This is a genomic window from Zoogloea ramigera (genome assembly GCF_006539865.1).
In the GTDB taxonomy this organism is placed as follows: domain Bacteria; phylum Pseudomonadota; class Gammaproteobacteria; order Burkholderiales; family Rhodocyclaceae; genus Zoogloea; species Zoogloea ramigera.
In genome coordinates, this window is the sequence record NZ_BJNV01000056.1 from 24,946 (window position 1) to 34,189 (window position 9,244).

General features: G+C 66.0%; 10 protein-coding genes and 1 tRNA gene. 6 read left to right on the forward strand and 5 right to left on the reverse strand.

Annotated elements, in window-relative coordinates:
- Window positions 1-3 precede the first annotated feature (3 nt).
- Window positions 4-1,338, reverse strand: a complete 1,335-nt coding sequence (gene miaB, locus ZRA01_RS15040; RefSeq protein ID WP_141353643.1) for a tRNA (N6-isopentenyl adenosine(37)-C2)-methylthiotransferase MiaB — start codon at window positions 1,336-1,338, stop codon at window positions 4-6.
- 54 nt (window positions 1,339-1,392) lie between these two features.
- Here miaB and ZRA01_RS15045 point away from each other — a divergent pair.
- From ZRA01_RS15045 to ZRA01_RS15070, 6 genes are all read left to right on the forward strand, one after another.
- Window positions 1,393-1,469: transfer RNA gene (locus tag ZRA01_RS15045), tRNA-Met, on the forward strand.
- Between the two features lie 194 nt (window positions 1,470-1,663).
- Entirely contained in the window at window positions 1,664-1,876 is a 213-nt protein-coding gene (locus ZRA01_RS21385) for a helix-turn-helix transcriptional regulator (RefSeq protein WP_141353645.1), read from the forward strand.
- 20 nt (window positions 1,877-1,896) lie between these two features.
- A complete protein-coding gene (locus ZRA01_RS15055) occupies window positions 1,897-2,379 on the forward strand; it encodes a hypothetical protein (RefSeq protein WP_141353647.1) in 483 nt (160 codons plus the stop codon).
- Window positions 2,380-2,458: 79 nt separating this feature from the next.
- The gene (locus tag ZRA01_RS15060) at window positions 2,459-2,908 is read left to right on the forward strand and encodes a hypothetical protein (protein WP_141353649.1); all 450 of its coding nucleotides are present in this window, start codon (window positions 2,459-2,461) and stop codon (window positions 2,906-2,908) included.
- A 63-nt stretch (window positions 2,909-2,971) separates the two neighbouring features.
- A complete protein-coding gene (locus ZRA01_RS15065) occupies window positions 2,972-3,322 on the forward strand; it encodes a hypothetical protein (protein ID WP_141353651.1) in 351 nt (116 codons plus the stop codon).
- A gap of 546 nt (window positions 3,323-3,868) precedes the next feature.
- The gene (locus ZRA01_RS15070) at window positions 3,869-4,627 is read left to right on the forward strand and encodes a hypothetical protein (RefSeq protein ID WP_141353653.1); all 759 of its coding nucleotides are present in this window, start codon (window positions 3,869-3,871) and stop codon (window positions 4,625-4,627) included.
- 86 nt (window positions 4,628-4,713) lie between these two features.
- Here ZRA01_RS15070 and ZRA01_RS15075 read toward each other — a convergent pair whose 3' ends face one another.
- The 4 genes from ZRA01_RS15075 to ZRA01_RS15085 form a co-directional block, all read right to left on the reverse strand.
- The gene (locus ZRA01_RS15075; RefSeq protein ID WP_141353655.1) at window positions 4,714-5,055 is read right to left on the reverse strand and encodes a hypothetical protein; all 342 of its coding nucleotides are present in this window, start codon (window positions 5,053-5,055) and stop codon (window positions 4,714-4,716) included.
- 690 nt (window positions 5,056-5,745) lie between these two features.
- Window positions 5,746-8,256: a VapE domain-containing protein gene (locus ZRA01_RS15080; RefSeq protein ID WP_170182987.1), complete on the reverse strand. Its 2,511-nt coding sequence runs from the start codon at window positions 8,254-8,256 to the stop codon at window positions 5,746-5,748.
- Window positions 8,253-8,696 carry a hypothetical protein gene (locus ZRA01_RS20575; RefSeq protein WP_170182988.1) on the reverse strand — a complete coding sequence of 148 codons (444 nt, stop codon included), beginning with the start codon at window positions 8,694-8,696 and terminating at the stop codon, window positions 8,253-8,255. Before ZRA01_RS20575 ends, ZRA01_RS15080 begins: the two co-directional genes overlap by 4 nt.
- Window positions 8,696-8,938: a DNA-binding protein gene (locus ZRA01_RS15085; protein WP_141353659.1), complete on the reverse strand. Its 243-nt coding sequence runs from the start codon at window positions 8,936-8,938 to the stop codon at window positions 8,696-8,698. The genes ZRA01_RS20575 and ZRA01_RS15085 overlap by 1 nt, the downstream gene beginning before the upstream one ends.
- Between the last annotated feature and the right edge of the window lie 306 nt (window positions 8,939-9,244).

Sequence of the window (9,244 nt, forward strand, 5' to 3'; positions counted from 1 at the left end):
CGGTCAGCCTTGGGTGACGATCTCGCCGCGCAGCGAATGGGGCAGCGCGGAGACGATGGTCACGTCGACAAAATGGCCGATAAGGCGCGGGTTGCCGGCAAAGTTGACCACCCGGTTGTTGTCGGTGCGGCCGGCCAGCTCATTCGGGTCTTTCCTGGACGGGCCTTCGACCAGGATGCGCTGCACGCTGCCAACCATGCCCTCGCTGATCAATGCCGCCTGGGCCTCGATGCGCTTCTGCAGGCGTGCCAGGCGGGCCAGCTTGACGTCCTGGGGCGTGTCGTCGGGCAGGTCGGCCGCCGGCGTGCCGGGGCGCGAGCTGTACACAAAGCTGAACGACGCGTCGAAGCCGAGGTCTTCGATCAGCTTCATCGTGGCCTCGAAATCGGCCTCGGTCTCGCCCGGGAAGCCGATGATGAAGTCGGACGACAGGGAGATGTCGGGCCGCGCCGCACGCAGCTTGCGCACCAGCGACTTGTACTCGAGGATCGTGTAGCCGCGCTTCATCGCCGCCAGCACCCGGTCGGAGCCGGACTGCACCGGCAGGTGCAGGTGCGACACCAGCTTGGGCAGGCGGGCGTAGGCGTCCACCACGCGCTGGGTCATCTCGCGGGGGTGCGACGTGGTGTAGCGGATGCGCTCAATGCCGGGGATGTCATGCACGCACTCGAGCAGGAAGGCAAAGTCGGCCATCTCGCCGCCGTCGCCATCCACCGGCGCGCGCCAGGCGTTCACGTTCTGGCCCAGCAGCGTGACCTCCTTGACGCCCTGCGCGGCCAGCCCCGCCACCTCGGCCAGCACGTCGGCCAGCGGGCGGTAGATCTCGTCGCCACGGGTGTAGGGCACGATGCAGAAGGTGCAGTACTTGGAGCAGCCCTCCATGATCGACACGAAGGCGCTCGCGCCTTCAACACGGGCCGGCGGCAGGTTGTCGAACTTCTCGATCTCGGGGAAGGAGATGTCCACCTGCGAGCGCCCCGACGCCTTGCGCTCGGCGATCAGGCTGGGCAGGCGGTGCAAGGTTTGCGGCCCGAAGACCAGGTCGACATACGGCGCCCGCGCCACGATGGCCTCGCCCTCCTGGCTCGCCACGCAGCCGCCAACGCCGATGATGAGGTTGGGGTTCTTCTGCTTGAGGTGCTTCACCCGGCCCAGGTCGTGGAAGACCTTCTCCTGCGCCTTCTCGCGCACCGAGCAGGTGTTGAACAGGATCACGTCCGCTTCTTCGGGGTTGTCGGTTTTCTCGAGCCCGTCGGCAGCACCGAGCACATCCGCCATCTTGTCCGAGTCGTACTCGTTCATCTGGCAACCGAAGGTGCGGATATAAAGCTTTTTCATTTGGTTTTGTGTTGACCAGTCGAAGTTAGATGTCTATTATAGCGGGCTTCGGTCGGTGATGTAGCTCAGATGGTTAGAGCGATGGATTCATAACCCATAGGTCGGCGGTTCGACTCCGCCCATCACCACCAACAGATTCAAGCACTTAGGCCAATCCTCCGGGGTTGGCCTTTTTGCGTTTGGGGTTCGTGTAGCCACGGTGTAGCCAGATCGGGACGATCCACGGTGCCGACAACGGGGCGCAGCAATCCTTGCCGCGCCATGCGTGGTCAGGAGTGGCAACCGACAGCAAGCGGATTCGCGGGGGTGGGCTACCGTCCAGGCCATGACCACGCCCAATCCTTCAGCCCCCGATGCCCTCGCGCGCCTCCCCGAGGTGTCCCGCATCGTCCAGCGTTCACCCCGCCAGATTCGGCGGGATGTTGCGGCCTGCCTTTTCCCTGCTCCGCTGAAGATCGGCGCGCGGGCCATCGCCTGGCGCCGGTCGGACATCGCCGCTTGGATCGCATCCAGGCCGGCGGCGCGGATCAACGGCTAAACCACACCAGGAACACGACCATGGACGAAACCTATTACCCGCGAGCCACCCGGGAGCGCGCCGACAAAATCCCCGACGACTTCTTCGACGACAACCCGGAGGTGATCCAGTGCCGCGAGGTTCTCGCCGCGGCCGAAGAGGCACACGAGAAAGTCATCGGGGCGTATCAGGCGGCGATCGGGACGCTCCAGGCCCTCGAAGCGAGGATTGCCGCTCTCGGCGCTCAAGTGGTCGAAGCACAAGGCGCGCTGAAAGCGCTTGCCGCGCAATGCCCTCAGGAGGGAGACATGGAGTTCACCGCGGCGGTTGAGGCGCGCGCATCCATCCAGCGCCTGACGTGGCAGCACCAAGCCGCTAACGATGCCATGCCAGCGGCGCACGACGCGATGGCCATCGCGCGCCGCCCGGTTGAGGTGGCCTCAATGCGGACGGACAACGCGAGCGTCAAGCTTCGGGAGCTTCTCAAGCGCTTGAAGCTGGAGCACGCCCAACGCTCGTATTGACAACGCGGGCGCCCCGGCCGGCTCGCTGCCTGCCAGGGATGCGCCGCAGCTCGAACCGCGAACCACTCAGGACGCCACCATGACCGCCCCCACCTTGACCCCGCACTTTCTCCCCAACACGGACCCGCGCTTCAGTGTCCTGCGTATCGAGGAGGATGCCGAGACCTTCCAGGTCCGGACCATCCGCGAAGAGCCCGTCATCGGCTGGCGGATCATGGACGACCCCGCGCCCGATACCGCGAACCTCTTCGCGCCCGAGACCTTCGTGATGCCGCTTCACGCCTCCCTCGGGGGCGACTTGGAGCGCCGGGCTACCAGGACCGTGCATCGCTCGGACGGGCGCGTGCAGCTCGACAGCTACTTCTTTCTGCGCCATCCGAATGGGCGGATTGAAAGTCTGTACGAAGGCGACGGCGGCGGCGAAGAGTTCGACGGGTTCAAGGCGTTGCTCCGCACCCTCGACCTGCAAGACCTTGCGGCCGATGCGGTCCGCCTCCTCGACCCGATGGAGTGGGAAGCCATCCGGTAACCGGCGCCGGCTGCCGGGCAGTGGCAGCCTCAGCACTCGAGATCCACCAGGCCGGGGGCAACATTGGGGGTAACACGCGACAAGCGCGACAAGCGCGACGCCATTGACGGGCGCATCCTTGCGCACCTTGAAACGCTGGGCGAGGGTGAGGGCAAGGGGGTGAGGGCTAGCCAGCTGGTGGAAGCCCTCGGTGTTCCATGGCAGGCCGTCGCCAAGTCATTACGGCGCCTGGCCACCAGCCGCCGCGTGCTCGTGACCGAAGTGGAGCACCAGGGCCCCAGGTATCGGGTGCGTCGAGTGCGCTACTACCGGCGAAACCTCGGCATGGTCGCCGCCCTGCCCGAATGGCTGGCACCGCGGGTGCACGCGGTCCAATCGGCGCGGCTGGTAAAGGGCCGGGCGGGCGAAGGGTAGCAAGCTTCGACGCCGGGCCGTCCTTCCCCCAGCCAGCCGGGCAGCGCCCACCCGGGCGAGGGGTGGCCCCGCGCCTTTCGCGCCCCGCCTTCTTCCGCTTGACGCTCGCCGCAGCATAGGGCCTAATCTCGACTCAGCGCCGATTTGAAACACAGCTTGCAGGCGCTTTACAAATGTTGCTAAAGCGGATCCACAAAACCCGCTTTGGCTCATGCCCGGCGGGTTTTTTGTTGGGCGTCGCCGAGTTAAGACAACTTGCAGGGCGACTCACAAATGCTGCTAAAGCGTCGCCGCCTCTTCGCCCCCGCGAGGCCGGTCACGCCTCACTTCAGGGGGCAGGAGTCGCAACATGGTCACCACCGACCCGGCCGCACAGTCTGGCCGTCCGCAAAGCGCCGAAGCACTCGGCAAATTCGTCCCCCGCCTCCCCGCCGTCCGCTCGCCGCACCCGGCCCCGCGCAAGGCTTCGCCCCTCGACCTCCCCATCCGGCCCAGCTGGGCGGGCTGGCGCTGAGTCGCCGACACCATCGACAGAGGAACGACATCATGAGTATCCGCATCGTGTTTCAGATGGTTGTCATCAAGAAAAGCGCCGTTCGCAAGCACTACCCCGACGGCGAAGCGGGCTTTCGCACCGCCTACCCCTTTGCCGCGGAAGACCGCTACCTGTTCGGCCTCGGCAGCATGTCCGGCGGCGAGCTTGAAGAGATCCTGCAGGAACTCACCGCCGCGGGTTTGGACCTGCCCGAGTGTGCAGCCATCGCCGATTGTCACCAGGGCGCAATCGAGGAGCACCCCGACATCCGCTTCGAGCGGGTATCGAATGAGCCTTTCGCCCAGTGGAGCGCACGGCTGGCCTGCGACGACCCGGACGAAATGGCGGCCGAGGGCGCCCCGATTGTGCAATGGCTGATGGAAAAGGGGTGGGCACTCAGCTTGCCCGACGACCCACGGGAGCCCCCGAAGAAGGCGCCCGCCAGGGCCAAAGTGACACGAGTACCGCACGACGGGCGGCTGATCTTCGGGGGCAAGGGTTCTTTGACACCCTTCAGGCCGAAGCCGACCGCCTCACCCGCGACGCAATCGCCTCAGCCGGACGAGGCGCTCGACATCCTGGCGCCCGGGCAGGAGGATCCCGAGCCGGCGATGAAGGGGGCACGAATCTCGCTGGAAACGTCGATGGCCAAATGGTCGCAGGAGGCGTTCGACGAGGAGATGGCCGCTCGCGCGGCGCGGCGCCAGAGTACGGACAGCCCCGAGACGGTGCAGGACTCCACTACTCGAAAGCCCAGCGGCCAAGCCTAGCCGGCCGCTCACCTGGGGCGGCATCGCGCCGCCCGCCGTCGAAACAGATCAGGCCGCCGGGCACCCTCGCCCGGCGCACTGACACCTCAAACCGTCGCGCCCACTTTCTTCAACCTGGCGGACAGGTCGGCCACCGCGGCACGTGCCGCCGGCAGGGCTGCAATCAGATCCTCTTCCCGTGCTTCCGACATCTCGATGATATGGCGCCCGCCGCCGGCCTGCTTCCGGGCCCGTACCGCGGCGTAGATGCTCACCAGGTTGCGGCTTGACGGCTCGCGCCCCTCGCCCCGGAGCCAGGCCTGCATTTTCGGATCGGCTGCCATCCGGCCGGCGTTGTGGGCAATGGCCTGACGTTCGAGGCATTCGAGCACCGCGAAGGCGGAGCGGGCGGATTCGAGATCCAGGCGGGTGGTGTTCATCGTGTTCATGGTGGTGTCCTCGTAGGTGGTGGGTAATGCGTGAGGCAGAGACTACCGCGGCAGAAAACCACCACGTAAGAGAGCGAAACTCACCTTTACTCAGGTTTAGGGAGGTTTAGGGAGGCGGCAGATCGCCGGTGACACCTGGGCCGGCGGGATCGTGGCCGACACCCGGGCAGGTGAGCGGCGCTCCCTTTTGGCAGAAAAATATTTTCACGGGGGCGGGGTGCGGCGATGTTTGCCGACGGGGGATCGGCGCCCCGCCGGAGTGGTGGGGCAGGTAGGGCGAGGGTAGGCGAGAATCGGAATTGCCCTACCTGCCCGAAAGCCAAGCCCAGCAAGGGTTTCCGAATGTAGGTAGGTCTAGGTAGGGCTATTTTTAGAAGAAGAAGAAGAAAAGAAGAATCAAGTAATAAGGTTTACAGCCCCATAGGGATTCCCGCCAACTCCTGGGAGATTTATTTGTTCCGAAAACTGCCCTACCTGCCCTACCAAATCGCCGAAACCCGCGCCGGCACTGGGTTTCACGGGTAGGGCAGCCCCTTTTTCTCCCCTACCTGTGCCCTACTTCTGCCCTACCGGCGCCACGGCGGAACCGTCGGCAGACCTACCACGCGACGCCACCCACAACGCCACCGCCTGAAAACGACAAGGGCGAACCTTCACGGCTCGCCCTTGCGTCACCAAGTTACCCGCGGGTCAGTCGAATGCGCGCGGGTCGAATTCTCCCTTTCGCAACAGGCTGGCAGTGTGGAGCACGATCGGGGGCGTCAACCATTGGTCGGTTCCCCTCGCCTTCCCGGCCGGCTTGCCGAGGAGCGCCCGGAGCGCCCGCCCGCACTCCTTCGCCTGGGCGTTGGTGGGCGCCTTGATGCCCAACGCCTGCAGCACCTCGCTTGCCGCCAGCCGTCGCCAGTTGATGCGCGGGACGTCGAAATCCAGCGCGTTGGCCAGCATGTCGTGCACGGCGCTCTTCACCACGTGGCCGGCGTTCCAGTGGTCGAGCTGTTGCTCTTCCTCCCGCTCCAGCCACCAGCGTTCACCGGCTTCGTAGTAGGTCGCCAGCTGTGCCCATACTTGCTGCATGTCCAGGCTGTGACGGTAGTCGACCGCCGTGACCGGCAGCACCCACCATCGCAGATTGCCCGTTTCGTCCTGCAAGAACTCTTCCGGGTTGACCGAGGCAGCAAACACCGTCCGGCGCTGAAACTCGGAATCCGTCCGGGCGTAGGGTAGGCGCAGCTTGTCCACCGGGTTGGACAGGAAGGCCTTCAGGCGGGCGATGTCGGCCTTCCGCATCGTGGCGTCCACCTCGCCGAGCTCGGTGATCCAGTGCGAGACCGCCGTTTTCACACTGTCCCGGTTGTCCGGTTCGAGAAGCGCGCCCGACAGGATGTAGTCCTGCCGCAGGCTCTCCGGTAGCAGGCGCATGAACCATGGCGACTTGCCGAGGCTCTGCGCCCCCTGCAGGGTCAGCACGCCCTTGGAGTAGAAGCCCGACGGCTTCAGGGCTGCAGCCACGGCGCTGATGAGCCACTTGCGCAGCACCAAGTTACGCAGGGGTGCCGGGAAGGTGTCTCGAACCGTCAGCGTGTCTTGCAGGCCGGCCAGGCGGTCTTGCCCGTCCCACGGCTTCGACTTGATGAAGTCGGCTACCACGTTGCGCGAGTGGTCGTAGGAGATGCTGACGGCCAGGGCTGCCGCACGGTCAGAGGGCATGTCGTTGATAGACGCCAGGGAGCACATGAATTCCAACGCGGCGTTGTCCGCCTGGTCGGCACAGGTCGCCAGGCCCGGCACATGCACGACGGTTTTTTTCCGAATCTCGTCGTAATGCGCCTGGATGCCGTAGCCCTGCATCATCATCCGCATGTTGTCGATGGTCGGCTTGACGAGCATTCCCGTTTTGGTCTGCTTGGTGTGCGGGAACTGCTCCGGGTTGAGGGCGGGCACGGCGAGGCGAAACGGAATAAACCCGGTCAGGTCCACGTCTGCCGGGCGTTGCGCGACCTCGGACGGTGGGGCGAGCATCTTCACTGCCTCGCTCTTGGCGAGAGGGACGCCCTCCAACGTCTTCCAGCGGGCTTGCACCAGGGTGGCCAGGGTGTCCCGGTCGGCGCTGGTCATGTCGGCGGCGCGGATCTCGACCGCCAGCGCACCCTGTAGCGTGGCCTTGTCTGCGGCGTGAATGCGAGCCTTCCAGTCTGCGGAAGCGGCCGCCCCGGCCACTGCCACCGCCTGCGCCCGCCGAGCCTTCCACACATCGCCCAGCCAGGCCTTCAGAGTGCCGATGGTGGACGGGCCGTGAGCCCCGACGCGCTGCTCCGACGCCTTCCGCCAGATCGGCTCCACGCAGCCCTCGGTGTAGTTGGTCGACCGCTGGGACCACTCGATCACGATCTCCCGGGCGTCGTCTTCCTCCTCGGTGTCGTGGAACTGGTGGTGCGCGGCGAAGATCGCATCCCGCCAGCTGTCCCGGTCGTCGCAGTAGTTGGCCGGCAGCTGGTCGAGCATCCAGCGCAAATCCTCAAGGCCCACGTCGTCGTGACGGGGCTTCACCGCGTCGAAGGCATCGTCGGGGTCGGCGAAGGAAGCGCCCGTGGCAGTCGTGGTGCCGGAAAGCTCAGGCATGAAGCCGCGGATCACCAGAATCCGATCAAGGTCCACCCGCACCCACTCGGCCACCTCATCCCGGTCAATCACCGGCAGCTGCCAGCGCTCAATGTCCAGAATGTCACCATCCGGCCAGGTGTAGGCCCGCAGGGTGTCCGGGTGGATGCCGTGGGTGACGAACTGCTGGCCGATGCCCAGCACCTCGACCCGATGTTTCAACCCGTCGGCGGTCTTGTACCCGGGGCTGGTGATCTTCGTGCCGGGTGTCTTCGCCGCGTAGAGCAGCAGCCGTTTCGGCGCCTCGCCGACCCGCTTGGGGGCATCCCCGAAGCGGGCCCGAAACGCCGCCTCCACCTCGTCGGCCACAGCTGACCAGTAGATGTCCAGGTCGACCGCCACCAGATCGTCCGTCCGAATGCCGACGTTCAGGGCGCCCTTGTCGCCGTTCGCCCAGAAGCCGATCTGGTCTTCGTGCAAGGGCATGGCCTGCCAACCTTTGACGACCGGGCTCTTACCGTTGACAGGAATCGGCTGGAAGCCGGCGGCGAAGAGGCGCGGGCCGGCATCGCGGAAGGTGAAGGCTTTGGGGGCGGTCATGCGGCACCTCGCACTTTCCGGGCTTCGGACAGCCAGGCGGCCAGCTCGGGGCGCCCGGTGTCCGCGTCGAGTGCCAGGGAGTAGGCGGCATAGCGCACGCTCTCGAACCGATTGGCGGCGTCCTGCAGGCTGGTGACGACGGGCCACCCACCTTGTCGGAGGCGATACACATAGGCGGCCTCCCGCATCGAACGGGCCAGGCGGTCGAAGTCGCGGGGCGTGATGCCGGCTTGCAGTGGGGTGCCGACGGCTTCGGCCCATGCGGCAGCCTCGATCAGCTCCAGGAGCAACTGCCCGGCGCAGCTCTTCACCGGCGGCAGCCAGCGGGCACCGGACGCTCGAGCACGTGCTAGACTGGTTTCGAAGTGAGCGGACTTCACCACATTCGGCGCCCGGCAGACTGGCAGGTCTGGCCGGGCGTCTTCACGTTCGCGGGGCATCATTGGGCACCCCCTTCGGTCAGGGCTTCAATGGCGGAGGCGTCCCACAGCAAGCGACCATTCGGCAGCTTGGTAGGGCGGAGCCCGAGGTAATGGCCGTTCAGGCACAAGGCACGGCGCAGGGTTTGCGGGCGGACGCGCAGACGGTCGGCGGCCTCGGTGGTGTCGAGCTTGCGGGGGCGAGCGTGAAGGGCCGGCGAGGCAACAGCGGCGTGATGCGCGGGGGCGAGGGAGTGAGACATGCGGAGCGCTCCAGAATGAGCGGTCCGGCTGGCGGGCAGGATCTGCGGCAACGACAGGCGGACCGGGGGCTAGTCCGCTGTAGCCGCACCTTCGGCAGCTGAAGTCGTCTTTAGCGCCTGGATTGCTACCGGTGCAGCGTGAAGACACCGAGACTCACAAGCCAGGAGGCGAACAGGATGCCCGGGGTAACCTTCGACGGTCCTGTTTCTCACTGCAGGCCGGAACCCATGCCGCGCACCCCTCGCGTAGCGCATGAACCCGACGGCGGGGCATGGTTGCACCCCGATTGCCAAATCCTACGCTAG